The 18,901-nt window shown below is 70.5% G+C and carries 15 protein-coding genes; 4 read left to right on the top strand and 11 right to left on the bottom strand.

Features of this window, described 5'->3' with window-relative positions:
* Nucleotides 1-5: 5 nt before the first annotated feature.
* The 3 genes from AB0J02_RS01580 to AB0J02_RS01590 form a co-directional block, all read right to left on the bottom strand.
* A complete protein-coding gene (locus AB0J02_RS01580; protein ID WP_363191480.1) occupies nucleotides 6-464 on the bottom strand; it encodes an Rrf2 family transcriptional regulator in 459 nt (152 codons plus the stop codon).
* Nucleotides 461-1,387: a sulfite exporter TauE/SafE family protein gene (locus AB0J02_RS01585; RefSeq protein WP_363191481.1), complete on the bottom strand. Its 927-nt coding sequence runs from the start codon at nucleotides 1,385-1,387 to the stop codon at nucleotides 461-463. The genes AB0J02_RS01580 and AB0J02_RS01585 overlap by 4 nt, the downstream gene beginning before the upstream one ends.
* 148 nt (nucleotides 1,388-1,535) lie before the next feature.
* Nucleotides 1,536-2,849, bottom strand: coding sequence for a peptidase S8 (locus tag AB0J02_RS01590; RefSeq protein ID WP_363191482.1), 1,314 nt, complete (start codon nucleotides 2,847-2,849; stop codon nucleotides 1,536-1,538).
* A gap of 255 nt (nucleotides 2,850-3,104) precedes the next feature.
* Here AB0J02_RS01590 and AB0J02_RS01595 point away from each other — a divergent pair, with 255 nt between their 5' ends.
* From AB0J02_RS01595 to AB0J02_RS01605, 3 genes are all read left to right on the top strand, one after another.
* Nucleotides 3,105-4,145, top strand: coding sequence for a hypothetical protein (locus AB0J02_RS01595; protein WP_363191483.1), 1,041 nt, complete (start codon nucleotides 3,105-3,107; stop codon nucleotides 4,143-4,145).
* A 266-nt stretch (nucleotides 4,146-4,411) separates the two neighbouring features.
* Nucleotides 4,412-9,067: a DUF6531 domain-containing protein gene (locus AB0J02_RS01600; protein WP_363191484.1), complete on the top strand. Its 4,656-nt coding sequence runs from the start codon at nucleotides 4,412-4,414 to the stop codon at nucleotides 9,065-9,067.
* 10 nt (nucleotides 9,068-9,077) lie between these two features.
* On the top strand, nucleotides 9,078-9,605 hold the full coding sequence (locus tag AB0J02_RS01605; RefSeq protein ID WP_363191485.1) for a S1 RNA-binding domain-containing protein: 528 nt from the start codon (nucleotides 9,078-9,080) through the stop codon (nucleotides 9,603-9,605).
* A 53-nt stretch (nucleotides 9,606-9,658) separates the two neighbouring features.
* On the opposite strand, the gene AB0J02_RS01610 is transcribed toward AB0J02_RS01605, so the two are convergent.
* The 8 genes from AB0J02_RS01610 to AB0J02_RS01645 all read right to left on the bottom strand — a co-directional run bounded on the left by AB0J02_RS01610 (nucleotide 9,659) and on the right by AB0J02_RS01645 (nucleotide 17,623).
* Nucleotides 9,659-11,164, bottom strand: coding sequence for an alpha-N-arabinofuranosidase (locus AB0J02_RS01610; protein ID WP_363191486.1), 1,506 nt, complete (start codon nucleotides 11,162-11,164; stop codon nucleotides 9,659-9,661).
* Between the two features lie 32 nt (nucleotides 11,165-11,196).
* Nucleotides 11,197-12,054 carry a carbohydrate ABC transporter permease gene (locus tag AB0J02_RS01615; RefSeq protein ID WP_363191487.1) on the bottom strand — a complete coding sequence of 286 codons (858 nt, stop codon included), beginning with the start codon at nucleotides 12,052-12,054 and terminating at the stop codon, nucleotides 11,197-11,199.
* Complete coding sequence (locus AB0J02_RS01620; RefSeq protein WP_363191488.1) at nucleotides 12,051-12,992, bottom strand: sugar ABC transporter permease; 942 nt, start codon at nucleotides 12,990-12,992, stop codon at nucleotides 12,051-12,053. Before AB0J02_RS01620 ends, AB0J02_RS01615 begins: the two co-directional genes overlap by 4 nt.
* Entirely contained in the window at nucleotides 12,989-14,338 is a 1,350-nt protein-coding gene (locus AB0J02_RS01625) for an extracellular solute-binding protein (RefSeq protein WP_363191489.1), read from the bottom strand. The genes AB0J02_RS01620 and AB0J02_RS01625 overlap by 4 nt, the downstream gene beginning before the upstream one ends.
* A gap of 163 nt (nucleotides 14,339-14,501) precedes the next feature.
* A complete protein-coding gene (locus AB0J02_RS01630; RefSeq protein ID WP_363191490.1) occupies nucleotides 14,502-15,344 on the bottom strand; it encodes an SMP-30/gluconolactonase/LRE family protein in 843 nt (280 codons plus the stop codon).
* Nucleotides 15,341-16,114 (bottom strand): IclR family transcriptional regulator, encoded by a 774-nt coding sequence (locus tag AB0J02_RS01635; RefSeq protein ID WP_363191491.1) that lies wholly within the window; start codon nucleotides 16,112-16,114, stop codon nucleotides 15,341-15,343. The genes AB0J02_RS01630 and AB0J02_RS01635 overlap by 4 nt, the downstream gene beginning before the upstream one ends.
* Before the next feature lie 126 nt (nucleotides 16,115-16,240).
* Complete coding sequence (locus AB0J02_RS01640) at nucleotides 16,241-17,467, bottom strand: helix-turn-helix domain-containing protein (protein ID WP_363191492.1); 1,227 nt, start codon at nucleotides 17,465-17,467, stop codon at nucleotides 16,241-16,243.
* A gap of 3 nt (nucleotides 17,468-17,470) precedes the next feature.
* The gene (locus AB0J02_RS01645) at nucleotides 17,471-17,623 is read right to left on the bottom strand and encodes a hypothetical protein (RefSeq protein ID WP_363191493.1); all 153 of its coding nucleotides are present in this window, start codon (nucleotides 17,621-17,623) and stop codon (nucleotides 17,471-17,473) included.
* Nucleotides 17,624-17,892: 269 nt separating this feature from the next.
* Here AB0J02_RS01645 and AB0J02_RS01650 point away from each other — a divergent pair, with 269 nt between their 5' ends.
* Nucleotides 17,893-18,867: a DUF3068 domain-containing protein gene (locus tag AB0J02_RS01650; protein WP_363191494.1), complete on the top strand. Its 975-nt coding sequence runs from the start codon at nucleotides 17,893-17,895 to the stop codon at nucleotides 18,865-18,867.
* The last annotated feature ends 34 nt before the right edge of the window (nucleotides 18,868-18,901 follow it).

An 18,901-nucleotide genomic window follows, 5' to 3' on the forward strand; every position in this document is an offset into this window, starting at 1 on the left:
CGGGCTCAGGGGTTGCGCCAGGCGGCCGGGTCGTCGGCCAGTTCCCGCACCGGGTCCGGCAGCCGGTCGCGGGCGAGGTCGTCGAGCGTGACGCCCTCCAGGATCTTGCGCACGTTGGCCCGCAGCGCCACCCACAGCGGGAGCAGCGGCTGCGCCGGGCCCGTGTAGGCGAGCGCGCTGGGCCGCTCGCCGCGCACCGACACGATGGGCCCCTCGACGGCGCGTACGACATCGGCGACCGTGATCGTGTCGGCGGCCCGGGCCAGCAGATATCCCCCGTTGCCGCCGCGCCGGCTGACGACGATGCCGCCGCGCCGCAGATCGCTGAGGATCCCCTCCAGGAACTTGTGCGGGATGTCCTGCGCCGCGGAGATCATCTCCGCCTTGACCGGTTCGCCGTCTCCGCGCACGGCGAGCTCCAGACTCGCGCGCACCGCGTAGTCGGCTCGGGCTGAAATCCTCATGCGGTCATTGTCGGGGTCCGTTCCGGCGCCGCTGTGCGGTCGTCCCCCGGGAGCGCGGCATCGGTGCGCCGGGTGCGCAGGGTCACCGCGACGCCCACGGCCGCGAGGACGAGGCAGACCAGGACCAGTGGGATGCCGCCGAGCCCCCACATGGCCAGGCCCGAGCCGGAGAGCAGCACGACCAGGGCCCAGCGCAGGGCGGGGCCGGAGACCCGGGTGGACAGCAGCGCGCCGACCAGGACGCCGGGGATGGCGCCGATCAGCAGGGTGCCGGCGAGGCCGAGGGAGACGTCGCCGACCAGGTAGTGGCCGAGGGCGGCGGCGCCGACCAGCGGGACGGCCTGCACCAGGTCGGTGCCGACCAGGTGGTTCGCCCGGAGCCGGGGGTGGGCCAGCATCAGCATCACGATGATCAGGGAGCCCGAGCCGACCGAGGTCATCCCGACCACGAGCCCGCCGAGCAGGCCGATCAGCAGCGTCGCCACCGGCCTGACCCGTACGTCCGCGTCCTCGGCGGCACCGGAGCCCAGGCCGCGGCGCCGGTCGAGCCACATTCTGGCGACCATGCCGACCACGGCGAGCAGCAGAGCGCCGCCGATGACGTACTTGACCCGGGTCTGAAGCTCCTCGCCGTCCCCGAACGCCTGCAGGAGCAGGGCCCCGGCGAAAGCGGCCGGCACGGCGGTCGGCAGCAGCCAGCGGACGATGTCCCAGCGGATCGTGCCCGCCTTTTGGTGCACCGCGGCCCCGAAGGGCTTCATGAACAGCGAGGTCGCCAGGTCGCTGCCGATGGCCGCGGTCGGGTTGACCCCGAAGAACATGACCATGATCGGTGTCATCAGGGCGCCACCGCCCATCCCGGTGAGACCCACCGCGAGCCCGACCAGGGCTCCGGCGACGACGATCGTCCACGAGAAATCCATGCCGACCACTGTGCACACGTTCCCTATGGGAACGGTATGAAAAGGGTCGGGCGGCCCAGCATGTGAAACGCGGAGGCGGCGGGCCGCGGCTGGATCGCCGCGGCCCGCACTGTTCCCCCGTATCCCCCGTATCCGTGGGCCCCCCGGGTCAGCCGGTGAAGGCGCTCACGCCCTGCGGGGTGCCCACGCCGGTCGGGCCGTCGTAGCCGGTGCCCGCCGTGCAGAGGTAGCTGCCGGAGCAGCTGCCGTTGGAGCCGCTCGTGACGTCGTTCAGCGCGGCCGTGCCCGCCTTGGTGTACGGGAACTTCGCCGGGTACGAGCCGCTCGACGGGACGCCGCCGAGTGCGTAGACACCCGCGATGATCGGCGCGGAGGCGCTGGTGCCGCCGAAGGTGTACCAGCCGGCGGTGATGCCGTACGAGTCGTAGACCGAGACGCCGGTGGCCGGGTCGGCGACCGCGGCGACGTCGGCGATGCTCCGCTTCGAGCAGCCGGTGTCGGTCTGCCAGGCGGGCTTGGTGTCGTACGCGGAGCAGCCCGAGCCGGTGCCCTCGCTGCCGCTGGTGTTCCACACGGACTCGGTCCAGCCACGACTGGTGGAGGTGGACCTGGACAGGGCCGTGCCGCCGATGGCGGTCACGTACCGGGAGGCCGCCGGGTACTCGGCTCCGTAGCCCTCGTCACCGGCGCTGACCGTGATGGCGACGCCGGGGTGGTTGAAGTACGTGGTGTCGTAGGAGGTGTCCGAGGACGATTCCGAGCCGCCGTAGCTGTTGGAGACGTACTTGGCGCCGAGGGTGACGGCCTCGTTCACGGCGGTGCCGAGGTTGGCCATCGTCGCGGACTTCGCCTCCACGAGAAGGATGTTGCACTTGGGGCAGGTCGCGCCGGCCATGTCGAGGTCGAGGGATATCTCCTCGGCCCAGCCCGTGTCGGCGGTCGGCAGCGACGTGGTGGAGCCGGTCTGGCTCACCTTCTTGAAGCAGCCACTGGCCGCGGTGCAGGCCGGAAGGCCGTAGTACGAGCGGTACTTGGCGAGGTCCGCCGCCGCGTTCGGGTCGTCGTAGGCGTCGACGACGGCGATCGTCTCGCCCGCGCCCTTGGACGCGGCGGCGGACGTCAGGCCGTAGGCGGTCTGCAGGTCGCTCGGCCCGTAGCCGGAGGGGGTCGAGGCGTCGGCCGCGTCGGGTGCGGCGTGCCCTGCCTTGGCGCGCTGCACCGCGTAGGCGGTGGTGCCGCCGGTGACCCGCTTGGCTTTGCAGCCCATCTCGCCCGCCTTGGCGGGCGTGGCACAGGCGCTCTTCCAGGTCACGTGCGGGGTGAGCGCTGTGGCGGCGGGGGTGGCGGACGCGGTGACGGCGTCCGCCTGGCCCGCGGCTCCGAATCCGGCGAGGGCGAGAGCCGCCGTGCCGATGAGGGCGGCGCCGGCCCGGCGCCATCTGTGGGGTCGTGTGTCGCGCAACGTACTGCCTCCTGAGAAGGGTGGACAGGGGCGGTGCGGGTGCTGTGCGACCGCCGGTCCTGCGTCCCCGGCGGCCGGGCCGATCATCACGTTGTCGCGAGCACTTCAACAAGGTGGACAGTGGATTCCAGGTCTCCGCTTTGCCGATTCCGATCACTTCAACAAGCAGTAGATGAACGGTAGTTGACCCCCCTCACAGGAACCTCACTGCTTTCGGCCCAGCATGCGGTCACCGCGACGGCCGGAAGGAACCGAGTGACCCGCACGACTCCCCCACGGCCCATCGACCCCGAGGAACCCTTCCCGGGCCTACGGGAGTTCCGGCGCACCACGCCCCGGCCGCACCCGCGCCCCGGCACTCCCGGCCCCGCGCAGAGTTCGGTGGCCGGTCCCCTGCCGTGGCCGGCGGACGAGCCCTGGCCGGTGTGCACGGCCGTGCACCGCGAGGGCACCGGGTACCGGCTCGCGGACCTGCGCGCGCGGCGCCGTGGCGAGACGGCGCGGCGCGGGGACTACCGGGTGCGGCGGGCGCCCGGATTCGCGGACGAGGACCCGATCCCGCTGCTGGCCGCCGCCCAGCTCTTCGCCCGCGACATCCCCGACCTGCCCGCCGGGCCGGACGGCGCCGACCTGTTGCAGTTCCTGTGGTGCCCCTTCGAGGCGCACGGCCCCGGCCGGACGATCGACGTGGTGCTGAAGTGGCGCCGCGCGGCGGAGGTCCGGCACGTGCTCACGGACCAGCCGGAGCCGGTCGTCGTGGGCCGCGGGGAGTGCGTGCCGAGCCCGTGCGTCCTCGACCCGGAACAGGTCGTGGAGCACGAGTACGGCGACCTGCTGAGCGATGAGCTGCGGGACGCGGTCGACGCGTGGGAGGACGAACAAATGGCCCTGGAGGAGGCGGCGTTGGAGGCATCCGAGGAGCCGTGGGGCAGCTACGACAGCCACGCGGAGTTCGAGGCGGCCATGGCCGCGCGCCCCGCACCGCCGAGATCCCTGTCCTACCAGCACGACCTGTCCATCGCCCCGGGCTTAAAGGCCGGCGGCTACGCCACCTGGCACCTGACCGACCCGGCGCGCGTCGACTGCGCGTCGTGCGGAACGCCGATGCGTCCGCTGCTCACCGTCGACGACGGGGAGTGGGGCGGCGTCAAGACCTGGGTGCCACTGGAGGATCAGCACCTGACCGGCGTTCTGGGCGCCTCCACGCCCATGGGCGTGTACCTGGGCCGGGGCCTGATGCGCGTCTTCACGTGCCCCGCCGACCTCACGCATCCGCACCGGCTGAGCTTCCAGTAGGCGCAGCGGGATGATGCGTCCGGGACGTGAGGCGCCCGGCCACCGCGTGGAGTCCCCTTGTCCGGGAACTCCGTCCGGGCAATCGCCGCGGCGTCCGCCTGCTCCCCGATCACGACTCCCGCCCGTGCCTTCAACTTGCCCTGTGGTCACCCGAACTGCCCACGGACGATCCCTGCAACCGGTACCCCGCTGGGAACGTCCGCCCCAGTAGGGTTCGAACGCGGATACGGCAACCGGACGGCTGAATCACGAGGGGTGCACGGGGGATGGGCTACACGATTCCGGGCTGGCTGGACGATGTCCTGGACTTCATCGGGATCAACTTCCCGAACGTCGACGAGGACGATTACCGCGAAATGGCCACGGCCATGCGGGAGTTCGCGGAGCAGTTCGAGGGGCACGGCGGTGACGCGCACAAGGCGTTCTCACGAATCCTGTCGTCGTCCGAGGGCTGGGCCGTCGACTCGATGGAGAAGCACTGGAACCAGATCAAGGGCAGCCACCTGGAGAAACTCCCGGAGCTGGCGCGGCTGTTCGCGGACGCGTGCGACGTGCTCGCCGACATCATCTTCGGGATGAAGACCAAGGCCGAGATCGAACTCGGCGTGATGGCCGCGTCGGTGGGGATCTCGGCGGGTCTGGCCGTGGTCACCGGTGGTCTGTCCGCGCTGATCGGCGCCGGTGAGGTCGCGGCGATGCGCCAGGTCGTCAAGCGGATCATCGACGAGGCCGTGGACCGGATCGTCGACGAGGTCCTGGCCAAGATCACCGAGCCGATCAACGCCAAGCTGGAGGCGATGGTCGAGGACATGGTGCTCGACCTGGCCGAGGGCGCGTTCTCGATGCCTGCCGCCGACGGCAGCGGCGGCGGGCATGACGGCAAGGGCGGGATGCACATCGCCTCGGCCGGGGACGCCACGCAACTCGCCTCGGCCGGCGGGGGCGCGCAGAAACGCACCAAGATCGACCACATCGAGTTCGAGGACGGCGCGGGCAAGGTCTCCAAGCACGGCGGCGAGCTCCATCTGGCCGGCACCTCGTCGCTGGGCAAGGCGCGGGGCGCGTTCGGCCGGAGCAAGGGCCGCGACCCGTTCACGCAGGCCTTCGACAGCGTGCTGCACGGCGCGCTCAAGGGCTCCGAGAAAGCGCTCGGCAAAGTCGCCAAGCACATCACGGAGACCGTGCCCGAGCGGGTCAAGGGCGCCTCGCGGCTGCACAAGGGCAAGGACCACGACGTTCGTGACAAGGTCAACGCCATCGTCGGGGGCAAGAAGGACGGGGACGGCAGGTCCGGCGACGGCACGTCCGGCTCCGGGGCTCCCCTCAAGATCGACGAGGCCCGGAAGAACGACCCCGACCTGGTGGAGCGTGCCAAGGACGCCCGCGCGTTCAAGGACAAGGAGTTCTGCGGTGACCCCATCGACATGGCCAGCGGCCAGATGGCCATGGCACAGACCGATGTGGATCTGCCGGGCATCCTGCCGCTGACGCTGCGCCGCACCCACCTGACCGGCTACGCCCACGGCATCAGCTTCGGCCCGTCCTGGGCCTCCACCCTCGACGAACGCCTGGAGAAGGACCCGGCAGGGGAGGGTGTGTGGTGGCGCCGCGAGGACGGCTCCAGCCTGTACTACCCGCGCACTCCGGACATCGTCGGCGACCGCGTCGACCCGGCCGCCGGTGAACGCCTTCCGCTGACCTACCTGTCCCAGGGCTCCTCGTACATGCTGGTCGTGGACGACCCCCGGGCCGGTCTGACCCGTCACTTCGAACCCGCCGAGGCACGCGAGGGAACGTGGTGGCTGACCCGGATCGAGGACCGCAACCACCACCACATCACCCTCGAACGGGACGAGGACGACGCCCTGTCGGAACTCGCCCACTCCGCCGGCTACCGCCTGCCCCTGACCACCGCCCCGGACACCCACCGGGTCACCGCCGTGCACGCCCTCACCGAGGACGGCCCACTCCGCCTGCGCGGCTACTCCTACGACGACGAGTCCGGCGATCTCAACGAGGTTCGCAACGCCGTCGACGCCCCGACCCGCTTCACCTACGACGCCGCCCACCGCGTCACCGGCTGGCGCGACAGCAACGACACCGAATTCACCTACACCTACGACGCTTCGGGCCGGGTCGTCGCCACCCAGGGCAGCGACGGCTTCCTCAACTCCCGGATCAGCTACGCCGGTCCGCACGACGACGCCAGCACCACCGCCAGGTACACCGACTCCCTCGGCCACAGCACCACCTACCGCGCCAACCCGCACGGCCAGGTCATCGCGATCACCGACCCGCTGGGAAACACCACTACCCAGACCTGGGACAGCCGCGACCACCTCCTCACCCGCACCGACCCGCTGGGCCACACCGTCACCCGGCGCTACGACGCCGAGGGGCGCCTCGTCACCATCGTGCGGCCCGACGGCGCCGAGACCACCGCCGAGTACGGTGAGCTCTCCCGGCTGACCGGCATCACGACACCCGACGGGAACACCACCCGGCACACCTACGACAGCCGCGGCAACCGCACCTCCCTGACCGGCCCCTCCGGTCTGACCACCCGCTTCACCTACGACGACGCGGGCCGCCCCACCACGCTCACCGACCCGCTCGGCAGCGTCACCGCCATCCGCTGCGACCGAGCGGGCGTTCCGGTTGAGATCACGGATCCTCTCGGTGCACTCACCCGCTACGAACGCGACGCACTCGGCCGTCCCGTCACGATCACCGACCCCACCGGCACCACCACCTGCCTGGAGTGGACGGCCGAGGGCCAACTGACCCGCCGCACCGCACCGGACAGCACCGTGGAGTCCTGGACGTACGACGGCGAGGGGAACTGCACCACTCACGTCGACCAGCTCGGTGGTGTCACCCACTTCGAGTACACCCATTTCGACCTGCTCGCCGCGCGAACGAACCCCGACGGCGTGCGCTACACCTTCACCCACGACACCGAGCTGCACCTCACCGAGGTCGTCAACCCGCAGGGACTGACGTGGAGTTACACCCGCGACGCGGCGGGCCGGCTGATCGCCGAAACCGACTTCGACGACCGTTCCCTGACCTACCGGCATGACGCGGCGGGCAGACTGGCAGCCCGCGTCAACCCCCTGGGGCAGACCACCGGCTTCGAGCGCGACGCACTGGGACAGGCTCTCCGCCGAAACGCGGACGGCCAGGTCACCACCTACGCCTACGACGTGGCCGGCCGCCTCGTCCAGGCTCAGGGGCCCGACGGCACAGACCTGACCATTGTCCGCGATCTCCACGGACAGGTGCGCTCGGAAATCGTCGATGGTCGTGAACTCGTCTACTCACGTGATGCGTTGGGGCGCCGCGACGGACGCAGGACACCAACAGGCGCGACCACCACGTGGGATCACGACGCGGCGGGCCGACGCACCCACCTGGTGGCTTCGGGCCGCCCCATCGACATCTCCTACGACGCCGCGGGCCGTGAACTCACCCGGCACATCGACGAGTTCCTCACCCTGCACCACACCTACGACCCGCTGGGCCGTCTCACCTCGCAGTCCGCCACCTCCGGGGACGGCCGCACCCTCCAGCACCGTGCCTACACCTACCGCCCCGACGGTCATCTCAGCGCCGTCGACGACCAGTTGACCGGGCGACGCGAGTTCGACCTCGACGCGGCAGGCCGGGTCACCACCGTCCACGCCAAGGACTGGACCGAGACCTACGCCTACGACACGGCCGGCAACCAGACCCACGCCGACTGGCCCGACACCCACCCCGGCCACGAAGCCACCGGCGAGCGCACCTACTCCGGCACCGACCTCACCCGTGCCGGAAGCGTCCGGTACGAACACGATGCCCTCGGCCGCGTCACCCTCCGCCAGAAGACCCGCCTGTCCCGTAAACCCGACACCTGGCGCTACACGTGGGATGCCGAGGACCGTCTCGCCCAGGCCATCACCCCTGACGGCACCGTCTGGCGCTACACCTACGACCCCCTCGGCCGCCGCACCGCCAAACTCCGCTACGCCGCCGACGGCGAAACCGTCGTCGAACGCACCGAGTTCACGTGGGACGGCGCGACCCTGTGCGAACAGACCACGTACTCCGCCGACCTGCCGAACCCGATCGCGCTCACCTGGGACCATCAGGGGCCCCTCCCCATCGCCCAGACCGAACGGCACCTGGCCACGGCCGACGCACCACAGACAGAGATCGACTCCCGCTTCTTCGCGATCGTCACCGACCTGGTCGGCACGCCCCGCGAACTCATCGGCGAGGACGGCTCCGTCGCCTGGCGCACCCGCAGCACCCTGTGGGGCGCCACCGCCTGGAACGCCACCAGCGCCACCACCTACACACCACTGCGCTTCCCCGGCCAGTACTACGACCCCGAGACCGGCCTCCACCACAACTACTTCCGCCACTACGATCCGGAGACCGCCCGGTATCTGACCGCGGATCCCTTGAGGCTCGCCCCGTCGCCCAACCCCGTCGGGTATGTCACGAACCCCACAGCGTCTTCGGATCCTCTGGGCCTCGCGCCGGACGACTGCCCGATTCGCCTCTATCGGTCACCGAAAATGGGTTTCCGCGAATCGGCCAAGTACGGGCTCAATCCGGCGGAGCACCCAGCCAACCGCAGCCCGGACGGAAAGCTCCATGAAGGAACTGCCTACCTCGGCGAAGACGAAGTGGTCGCTGCGCGGTATGCGGGCGAAGGAGGGTTCGAACCGGGCTTCTGGGAGTACCGCATGAAGCCCGAGTTCGAGGAAGCGTTCCCTGCTGACCAGTACCGTCAGCCACACAAGAACACACGCGGCCGAGATGAGTACGAGTGGGTCATACCCGTCGACGAGATCCCCCGCTTCAATGAGTTGATCGACGGCGAGCCGGTCTGGTGGGATTCGATTGACGGATACTCCAACAGAAGCCAGTGAAGGAACACCAGTGGACAACCCGGAGAGCCCCTCCACTTTTCAGCCCGGCGACATCCTCAAAGGGACGGTCTCAGGGATCGTGGATTTCGGGGCCTACGTAAAACTTGGGGATACGGAGGGGCTGATCGACCGTCTGGAAGTCTCCTGGGATCGAAAGCCGGACCTGCCCGACCTCCTGCGCCTCGGACAGGAGGTCACGGTGCAGGTTCTGGACACCGGCGTCAGACACGGTGCGATCCGCTTGTCGCTCCGGGCCCTGACGCCGGATCCGCTGTTGGAGTTCGCGCGCGAGAAGCTGGAAGAGACCGTCCCGGCCCGCGTCTCGCACGTCGGGCCGGTAGGAGTGCTCGCGGACGTCGGCAGCGGCCTCACGGGCATCCTCCTCCCCCGGCTGCCGGACAGCGAGGCCGACGATCCGCAACGACACCTTCAGGTCGGGGACCGTGTCGTGGTCCGCGTCCTCAGCGTGAATACACAGGAGCGCCGGATCGGTCTGCGTCTGTCGCCGGTCGACACGGCTGAAACGGCTCCTCGGTAGCCGACCGGGCCGGAGACCTGCCAAAAGCCCGGCCCGGCGGCTGCGCCGGCGCCTCAGCCCAGCCGGATCACGTTCCAGGAAAGCGGCTCAAGCGTCGCCTTGAGCGTGCCGTCCGCGAGGGTCGTGCCCGACCCCGCGTGCGGCGCCACCCGCTCCGGATCCGCGAGCGTGTTCCGGGCGTCCGGGTCCGCGTCGGACAGTACCGAGTGCTCGATGACGGAGGTCAACTCCAGTGCTTGCAAGGGCACTTCGAGCGGCAGCGGCTCCGTCTGGCTGCGGTTGACCGCGAAGACCGTGACCGTGCCGTCGTCCGCGCGGACCGCCGTCGCGTGCAGCAGGTCCGCGGTGCCGTGCCGCTTCGTGTCGTACGTCGGTCCGGAGACGCGGACGTCGAGGACCTCGCCGCGGCCGTACTTCGAGGCCTGCGCGAACGGGAAGAACGTCGTCTGGCGCCAGGCCGGGCCGCCGGGCTCGGTCATGATCGGGGCGATGACGTTGACCAGTTGGGCGAGGCAGGCGACCGTCACGCGGTCCGCGTGGCGCAGGAGGGCGATGAGGAGCGAGCCGAAGACGACCGCGTCGGTGACCGAGTAGACGTCCTCCAGGAGGCGCGGCGCCTCGGGCCAGTCCAGGGCGGAGACCTCGGCGTCGGTGCGGGACATGTACCAGACGTTCCACTCGTCGAAGGAGAGGTTGATCTTCTTCTTCGACTTGAGGCGGGCGCCCACGTGGTCGCAGGTCGCGACGACGTTCTCGATGAACGACTCCATGTCCACCGCCGAGGCGAGGAAGGAGTCGCGGTCGCCGTCGTGCTCCTCGTAGTAGGCGTGCAGCGAGATGTGGTCGACCAGGTCGTACGTCTCGGCGAGGACCTTCGCCTCCCACTCGGCGAACGTCTCCATCGACTGGCCCGAGCTGCCGCAGGCGACCAGTTCGACGTCCTTGTCGATCTGGCGCATGGCGCGGGCCGTCTCGGCGGCGATCCGCCCGTACTCCTCTGCCGTCTTGTGGCCGGTCTGCCACGGGCCGTCCATCTCGTTGCCCAGGCACCACAGCCGGATACCGAAGGGATCCTTGTCGCCGTGCTCCACCCGCAGGTCCGAAAGGGCTGTACCGGACGGGTGGTTGGCGTACTCCTGGAGTTCGATGGCCTCGGCGACGCCGCGCGTGCCCAGGTTGACGGCCATCATCGGCTCGGCCTGCGGGCCGACCTTCTTCAGGAACGCGATGTACTCGGAGAGGCCGAAGCGGTTGGGCTCCGTCGTGCGCCAGGCGAGGTCGAGCCGGCGCGGGCGGTCCTCGACCGGGCCGACCGAGTCCTCCCACTTGTAGCCCGAGACGAAGTTGCCACCGGGGTAGCGGATCGCCGTGACACCCAACTCCCGTACGAGGTCCAGGACATCGGTGCGCAGGCCCGACTCGTCGGCCGTCGGGTGGCCCGGCTCGTGGATGCCGGTGTAGACGCAGCGGCCGAGGTGCTCCACGAAGGAGCCGAAGAGCCGGGGGTTGACCTGGCCCACGGTGAACGCCGGGTCGAGGGTGAAGCGTGCGGTGCGCAATGGTTCCCTTTCGTACGAGGTGCGGATGGCGGTCACTGGCCCGCAAGGCCCGTGTGGGCGACGCCCGCCACGATCTGCCGCTGGAAGAAGACGAAGACGATGATCAGCGGCAGGCCCGCCATCAGCCCGCCGGCCATGAGCTGGGCCCACTGGATGCCGTAGGAGTTCATGACGGTCGCGATGCCGTTCGGCATGGTCATCAGGTCGGGGTTGTTGGTGACCATGTACGGCCACAGGAAGTTGTTCCACGACGCGATGAAGGTGAAGATGCCGACCGCCGCGAGCGAGGGGCGGGCGAGCGGCACCACGATGGTGAAGAAGATCCGCCAGCGGCCGGCGCCGTCGATGAACGCGGCCTCCTCCAGCTCCTTGGGGATGCCCTGGAAGAACTTGTAGAGGATGTAGACCATGGCCGCGGGGGCGCACTGGGGCAGGATCATGCCCCAGTAGGTGTCGACCATGCCCATCTGCTGGACCGTGGTGAACAGCGGGACGCCGAGCACCGCCGGGGAGATCATCAGTCCCGCCATCACGACGCCCATCAGGACGCTCTTGCCGCGGAACTCGGTGCGGGCGAAGCCGTATCCGGCGAGTGCGGCGACGCACAGCACCACGGTCGTCACGCACACCGAGACGACCAGGGAGTTGACGAACCAGTTGGTGATGTTGCCGGACTCGAAAAGGGCCTGCCAGGCCTGGCCCGTCCACTCCTTCGGCAGCCAGTGCGGCGGCACCTCGACGGCCTCGGTCTCCGACTTGAGCGAGGTGAACAGGGCCCAGGCCAGCGGCGCCAGGAACACCACGGAGACGGCCGTCCCGATCAGGGTCAGGACGATCTGGCTGGGCGTCCAGGAACTGCGGGGCTTCAGCCGGATGTGCGTGCTGCTCATCGCGCGCCCTCCTCTCGGTTGCGCAGCAGCCACATCCGCCCGAGGGCGACGGCCGCGATGATCACGAAGAAGATGACGGAGATCGCGGAGGCGTAGCCCACGCGGTAGCTGGTGAAGCCCTCTTCGAGGGTGTACTGCACGAAGGTGCGGGTGGAGTCCTCGGGTCCTGGGCCGAAGTCCATGATCGTGACGGCCTGGTCGAAGACCTGGAGCGAGGCGAGGATCTGCAGCGCGATGACGAGCCCCGTGATGTTGCGCAGCATGGGCAGCGTGATGTGGACCATGCGGTGCCAGGCGTTGGCGCCGTCCAGCTTGGCGGCTTCGTAGAGGTGGGCGGGGATGCCCTGGAGGGCGGCGAGGTAGAGCAGGAAGCTGAAGCCGACCGTCCACCACAGGGTCGTGATGACGACGGCGAGCATCGCGTACGACTTGTCGGTCAGCCAGGGCGTCTCGATGCCGAAGACGTGATTGACCATGCCGGTACCGGGGTTGAACAGCCACTGCCACAAGTTGCCCGCGACGGTGGAGGGCAGCAGGAACGGCAGGAAGAAGCAGAGCCGCCACAGCCACTTTCCGCGCTCGATGTGGTGGGCGAGCATCGCGAGGAGGAAGGCGAGGACCGTGATGCAGGGCACGACGAGCAGGGTGAAGAAGGCGCTGTGGCCGAGCGAGTCCCACATCAGCGGGTCGTGCAGGGCCTCGCGGTAGTTGTCGAGGCCGACGAAGCCCGGGGCGTCGCCGGAGATGTTGGCGTCGGTGAAGCTGAGGTAGACGCCGCGCAGCAGCGGCCAGATCACGAACAGGGCGAAGAGGACGAGGAACGGGGCCACGAACCAGCCGCCGTGCTGGAGGCCCTGTTTGCGGCGGGCGGTGGCGCTGGGCGCGGCGGTCCTGGCGCGCGGCGGGGCGATGACGGTCTCTGCGCCGGTCGTCGTCATGCGAGCGCGCCTCCCTGCGCGGCGGTCTTGCCGTCCATGGGGTTCCTCATGGCGAGGAGCTGGGTGAGCGTGCTCTTCATGCGGCGGGCCGCGGTGGCCGGTCGGGCGGAGCCCATCGTCGAGGAGACGACGACCGGGCCGACGCGCTGGGCGAGGATGCCGGTGGACCCGGCGAACCAGACCTTCGGCTCGGTGGCCTGGTGGTCCATGGCCGACACGTACTCGTTCTGCGGGCTGAGCTTCTTGTACGCGTCCGTGGACAGGGTCGGCGTGTAGGCGGGGATGTGGCCGCCGGCCGCCCATTGCTGCGCGTGCTTGACGACGTAGGCGGCGAGTTGGTGCGCGGCCTCGTTGGCGGGGCCGCCGCGGTCGGCCTGGTGCGGGAGTACGAACGAGTGCGACTCGGCGTGCGTGGCCTGCTTGCCGAAGACGGGTGGCAGCGGGGTCGCGCCGTACTCCACCTTCGCTCCGGAGAAGACCGGCACCGACCAGTTGCCCTCCCAGGTGAAGGGGGCGCCGTTGATGAACTGTTCGCCGTCGGCGGCGCCTTCGACGGAGTACCCGTCGGTGACGTGCTGCCGCAGGAACTCCAGGACCTGGGTCGCCTTGTCGGTGTCGAAGGTGACCTCGGTGTTGGCGGCGTTGAAGTAGGTGCCGCCGAGCTGGGTGTAGAAGGCGACGAAGAACCACCACATGAAGTTCTGGTCGTTGGCGTGCAGGCCGAGGGTCTGCAGCCCTTTCCTCGTGGCCTTCTTGGCCTTCTTCAGCAGGTCGAACCAGTCGCCGGTCGACGTCACGGGCACGATCCGGCCGTCGTCGCCGAGCAGGTCCGCCTTCTTCAGCACGTCCTTGCGGTAGAAGCTGAGCTGTACGTGGATGTCGAGGGGCAGGGCGTAGAGCTTGCCGTCGATGACGGCGCGCTTCCACAGCGCGGGGTTGAAGTCCGCCTCCCGTACGCCGTATCTGGTGAGCAGGCCGATGTCCCAGGGGTCGAGCAGGCGGCCCGGCGAGAATCCGGTGACCCGGCCCAGGTGCATGACGCCCAGGTCCGGTGCGCGGTTGCCGGCCGCCGCCATGGCGAGCTTGGTGTAGAAGGGGCTGCCCCACTGGAGGGTGGAGTCCTTCACGTCGATGCCGGGGTTCGCCTTACGGAAGGCGTCCAGCATCGCGATCATGTTGTAGCCGTCGCCGCCGCTGAAGAGGTTCCAGTAGCGCACGCGGGTGTCCGCTCCGGAGGCGAGCGCGTCGGCCCCCGTCCCGAGCGCCGCGAAGCCGAAGCTTCCGGCGACGGTCAGCCCGCCGATCCCGGCGAGGAGTTGCCTGCGGTTCAGGCCAGGTCGTCCCATGCCCTGCCCTTACTGTTCGGAAGTGGCTGTTCGAAATTTCGGCTCTTGCCCGTAACTTCGAACGGACCGTAGATTCGAAGCGCTTCGACGTCAATGGGTCGCGCAGCGAAAAGTTTCAGCCCCCGCCGGACGGCGGGGGCTGAGAGGGCTTTACGGGGCAGGGTCAGCCCGCGTACGAGGCCTGCGCCGACCCGCGCCCGACGCCGGGCAGCACAAGCAGCGAACCCGCCAGCGGCGATGGCGAGTTCAGGCCCACTCGGGCCGTCGAGACGTACAGGTCGGACAGATCCGCACCCCCGAACGCACACGCCGTGGGCCGCCGGACCGGGAGCGGGACGACCCGGTCCAGGGCGCCGGACGGCGTGTAGCGGCGCAGGGCCGCGCCGTCCCACAGGGCCACCCAGACGCAGCCGTCGGCGTCGACGGTCAGGCCGTCGGGGAACCCGGCGCCCTCCTCGACGGTCGCCAACTCCCGTCGCCCGGTGACCCGTTCGCCCTCCACGTCGAAGACGTCGATGCGCCGCGTCGGCGTGTCGACGTAGTACATGAGCGTGCCGTCGGGGCTCCAGCCGGTGCCGTTGGAGACGGTGACGTCGTCGAGGACCGTCTCCACCGACCCGTCCGGCGCGAGCCGGATCAGGTTGCCGCCGCCGGGCGTCTCGTCGTACGCCATCGAACCCGCCCACAGCGCGCCGTCGGGGGCGACGGCCGCGTCGTTCCCGCGCCGTCCGGGGACGGGGTCGCGGTGCAGCCAGGTGAAGGCGCCCTCGGGCGAGTAACTTCCCACGCCGTCACGGAGGTTGACGACCAGGCCGCCGCCGGTCCGCGGCTTGGCGGCGCCCACGTGCTGCTCGGTGGCCAGGACCGTGCGGCGGCCGCTGCCCGGCTCGTACGTGTGGACGCGGGAGCCGAGGATGTCCACCCAGATCAGCCGGCCCGCGGCCGCGTCCCAGGTCGGCCCCTCGCCCAGCTGCGCCGACTCCCGTACGGCGACCTCGACGCTCACGCCTGCCCCCGGTGACCGAGCCGCTCCGAGAGATCGGCCGCGCCCTTGACGGCGAGCTGCGCCAGCTCGCCCTCGCGGGCGTCGCTCCAGCGGATCATCGGTACGGAGATGGAGAGCGCGGCGACGACCCGGTTGGCGCGGTCGCGCACGGGGGCGGCGACGCACGACACATCGGTGTTCGACTCGCGGCTCTCGACGGCGATGCCGCGCTGCCGGATGCCGGCCAGGTGCGCGTGCAGGGCGGCCGGGTCGGTGATGCTGTTCTCCGTCATGCCGATCAGCTCGGCGTCGGCCGGGACGCGGGCGGCCAGCTCGGCCTCGGGCAGGGAGGCGAGGAGCATCTTGCCGACCGAGGTGCAGTGCGCGGGCAGCCTGCGGCCTGCGGCGGAGACCATGCGCACGGCGTGCGTGGAGTCGACCTTGGCGATGTAGATGACGTCGGCGCCCTCCAGGATCGCCACGTGGACCGTCTCGTCGCAGGTCTCGGCGACGGTACGGGCGACCTGCTGGCCCTCGGCGGCCAGGTCGAGCTGCTCCGCGTACCGGCTGCCGAGCTGGTAGGGGCGGACCCCGAGGCGGTAGCGGCCGGGCTGTCCGGGGACCTGCACGATGTACGACCGGGCGGCGAGCGTGGTGACCAGCTCGTGGACCGTGGTGCGCGGCAGCTGTAGCTTGCGGACGATGTCGGGGGCGGACAGCACGCCGTCCCCGTCCAGGAAGAGCTCCAGAATGTCCAGAGCCCGGGTCACGGCGGGTACGAGGCGTCCCACGACCGGCCCCCTCCTATGTTCGATATTTCAACAGACGGTCGGTATCACGAACGTAGGCTACGCACAGCGGGGTTGACCGGGCAATGGGGTCACCGAAAGCCCAGTTCAGAGCCGCCCGCGCCCGATCTAGGAGCCGAGCTCGCCACGCAGCCGCCGGGCCCGCAGCACCAGTTCCAGTTCGAAGCGGCGGTCCGGGTCGTCGACCTCGGCGCCCCACAGCTCCCGGATCCGGCGCAGCCGGTAGCGCACCGTCTGCGGGTGGACGCCGAGCCGGGCGGCCACCTCGGGCGCACCGCCGCGGGTCTCCAGCCAGGCGAGCAGGGTCTCGGCGAGGCGCCGGGCGTGGGTGGGCCCGCACTGCGCGAGGGGGGCGAGGGCGCGCCGGGTGAGGTCGTCGACGAGTTCCTCGGGCTGGAGCAGGACCAGTGCCTGGGTGTGCTCGGTGCAGTGCAGGACGCCCTCGGCCGGGAGCAGGCCGCCCCGCATCAGCGTGACCGCCGCTTCGGCCCAGCGCAGCGACTTGGCGGCGTGCGGCGGGGCGACGGGCGGGCCGATCGCGCCGCTCCACCCGGACAGGGCGCGCCGCAGCAGCTCGGGTCGGCCTGCCGCGTCGGGGTCGGGGACGACGAGCCGGGGCCGCTCCGCCTCCATGTCGAGCAGTACGTCGGGGCCGACGGCGGGGGCGACCGCGTCGCGCGCGGGGCGCAGCAGCACACCGACGGCGACCCGTTCGGGCACCGGCCAGCCGATGCGGGCGGCGCGTTCGGTGAGCGCCCGCACGGGGTCGGGCGGCGCCGGGGCCCGTCCTTCGAGGAGCAGGTCCATCAACTTGCGTTGCTGGCGCAGGCGTTCACCGGCCTGTCGGGCGGCCGCCTCGGCGTAGCCGCGGACCGACTGGCCCACGAGGCCGTCGAGGTATTCGTAGCCGGACTCGGCGAGTTCGTACATGGCCGGTGGCGGGATGCGCAGGCGCTGCCCGATGTCGGCGAGGCGGCGCCAGGCGAGCTTCACGCCGAGCCGGTACATCGCCTGGAGGGAGTCGAGGCTGCGCCCGTGCAGGCTCTGGCCGCGTCCGAACTCCTGGAAGACGGAGGGTGGTTGCTTCTCCGGCGCGGTGTCGGTGGAGACGTCGGCGAGTCGGCGTACGAAGCCCTCGATGGCGCGGCGGATGCCGACCAGTGCCATGGGTTCGCCGGACGCGTCGAGCACCAGGGGCAGATGCGGGAACTCGCGGCGGATCTCGTCGAGAATGTCCTCGGCGAGCCGGGGCGCCTCGTCCATGGCGAGCGCGGCGAACTGTTCGACCTGCGGTCGCGGCACGTCGCACCAGGCGGAACGGGTGACGGCGGGCACGGCTCAGCGCCCCTGCCCGGGCGTCTCGAACGTCACGAGGGGCGTGTTGGGCTGGTCCGGTGTCGCGTTGATCAGCGCGAGAACGCCGAAGGACGCGGCGCCGGCGAGCGCCGCCCCGAGAGCCGCGGAGAGCGCGGCGGCGAGCAGTCGGTTCATCGCAGGGTCAGCCTCTCGTCCGTGCTGCATGCGGAGTACTGAGGTCGGTCCCCACCCTGTGTGTCCCGTCAAGTCCCCATTTTCCGGGGTGGATTGACAGCCCGTCAAGGGTGCGCCTACGGTTCCCGGCCCATGACCGGCCGACCACGGGCATGCCGTGGTGCCCTTCCAGCGAGGAGTGCCGGATGCGCCGTACATCGAAGAAATCGAAACCGCCCAAGAGGCCGAAAACACCGCCGGTGAACCCGTCGGGGATTCCCTTCGTCTGTGTGGGTCTCGGCACGTTCCTGCTCGTCCTCGCGGGACTGCTCGCCTGGTACGTGGAGCCGCGCGCCGCGCGCACCAGCATCGGCGTGGACGCGACCACGGTGTTCACCGGGACCGGCCGCCACTTCGACACGGCCAAGACCAGAACAGTCGGGGGCCGGCGGCTGACGATCACCCGGCAGGTCCGCGGCGACGTCGCGGAGAGCGAGCGCAGCGGGCGGGCGGTGTGGGACGTGGTGACGTCCGTCGACACGGACGCGACGCTGCCCGCGGCCGATCCGCACGACGCGCTGCAGTGGACCCAGGAGCGCTGGGTCACCGACCGTGCGACCAACGCCCCGGTGCACTGCTGCGGCGAGCGACCGGTCTTCGAGGGCGAGGCCTACCTGAAGTTCCCGTTCGGTGTGCGAAAGCGCACGTACACCTGGTGGGACAACACGCTCGGGGCGACGGTCCCGCTCCGCTTCAGCGGTACGGCCAAGGTCCAGGGGCATGAGGGCTACCGGTTCACCGGCGCCGTCGCGCCCGCCAGGACGGGCTCGCGCCTGGTGCCGGGCCGCATCGTGGGGCAGCCGAAGAAGGGCCGGGTGCTGGCCGAGGAGTGGTACGCGAACCACCGTGTCGAACTGGTCGCGGACCGGCGCACGGGCCGGATCGTGTACGCGGCGACCGGGCCCCGCGAGACGCTGCGGGCGCCGGGCACGACGAAGGACGCGGCCGTGCTCCTGGACAGCGAGAAGATCGCGTTCACCCCGGCCACACAGCGCGCGCAGGTCGCGCTCGCCCGGGACGACAACGCCCGCCTCACGCTGCTCGGCACGACGCTGCCCATCGTGGCGGCCGCGCCGGGTGCGCTGCTCGTGCTGGCGGGGATCTTCTTCGTCGTACGGGGCAGGAGCGGGCGGAGGGCACCGGACGGGCCAGGGCGGCCCGATCCCGATTCGTCCCCGACGTCTGTGGAAACATCCACGATGTGACGGTACGTCAGCTGAATAAAGCGCGAAACTTGTC

The organism is Streptomyces sp. NPDC050264 (assembly GCF_040655895.1).
Taxonomy (GTDB): Bacteria; Actinomycetota; Actinomycetes; order Streptomycetales; family Streptomycetaceae; genus Streptomyces.

What these genes read in the sequence shown, in the direction of transcription:
- AB0J02_RS01615 (WP_363191487.1), bottom strand. Translation starts at nt 12,054, where the DNA reads ATGAGCAGCACGCACATCCGGCTGAAGCCCCGCAGTTCCTGGACGCCC.
- AB0J02_RS01580 (WP_363191480.1), bottom strand. Translation starts at nt 464, where the DNA reads ATGAGGATTTCAGCCCGAGCCGACTACGCGGTGCGCGCGAGTCTGGAG.
- AB0J02_RS01620 (WP_363191488.1), bottom strand. Translation starts at nt 12,992, where the DNA reads ATGACGACGACCGGCGCAGAGACCGTCATCGCCCCGCCGCGCGCCAGG.
- AB0J02_RS01625 (WP_363191489.1), bottom strand. Translation starts at nt 14,338, where the DNA reads ATGGGACGACCTGGCCTGAACCGCAGGCAACTCCTCGCCGGGATCGGC.
- AB0J02_RS01585 (WP_363191481.1), bottom strand. Translation starts at nt 1,387, where the DNA reads ATGGATTTCTCGTGGACGATCGTCGTCGCCGGAGCCCTGGTCGGGCTC.
- AB0J02_RS01600 (WP_363191484.1), top strand. Translation starts at nt 4,412, where the DNA reads ATGGGCTACACGATTCCGGGCTGGCTGGACGATGTCCTGGACTTCATC.
- AB0J02_RS01645 (WP_363191493.1), bottom strand. Translation starts at nt 17,623, where the DNA reads ATGAACCGACTGCTCGCCGCCGCGCTCTCCGCGGCTCTCGGGGCGGCG.